This window comes from Enterobacter sp. GER_MD16_1505_Eko_090 (assembly GCF_003331015.1).
In the GTDB taxonomy this organism is placed as follows: Bacteria; Pseudomonadota; Gammaproteobacteria; order Enterobacterales; family Enterobacteriaceae; genus Enterobacter; species Enterobacter roggenkampii.
The window spans coordinates 1-375 of sequence record NZ_PUQF01000073.1 but is presented as its reverse complement, the minus strand read 5'-3'; the positions used below and the strand labels follow the sequence as shown (position 1 = coordinate 375).

At 47.7% G+C, this 375-nt stretch carries 2 tRNA genes; both read left to right on the top strand.

Features of this window, described 5'->3' with window-relative positions:
* Positions 1-48: 48 nt before the first annotated feature.
* Positions 49-125: transfer RNA gene (locus tag C6A40_RS24825), tRNA-Ile, on the top strand.
* A 43-nt stretch (positions 126-168) separates the two neighbouring features.
* Positions 169-244: transfer RNA gene (locus C6A40_RS24820), tRNA-Ala, on the top strand.
* Positions 245-375 lie beyond the last annotated feature (131 nt).

The following is a 375-nucleotide window of genomic DNA, read 5'->3' as shown; positions in this document are numbered from 1 at the left end:
AGTGCTCACACAGATTGTCTGATGAAAAACAGCAGTAAAAATCTCTGCAGGCTTGTAGCTCAGGTGGTTAGAGCGCACCCCTGATAAGGGTGAGGTCGGTGGTTCAAGTCCACTCAGGCCTACCAAACTCCTTTTAAAGGATGAGCGGTACAGAGATTGCAAAACGATGGGGCTATAGCTCAGCTGGGAGAGCGCCTGCTTTGCACGCAGGAGGTCTGCGGTTCGATCCCGCATAGCTCCACCATCTTTTACTGCAAACCCAAGAAAACTTCAGAGTGAACCTGAAAAGGTGCACTGCGAAGTTTTGCTCTTTAAAAATCTGGATCAAGCTGAAAATTGAAACGACACATCTTAAATGGTGTGTTCGAGTCTCTC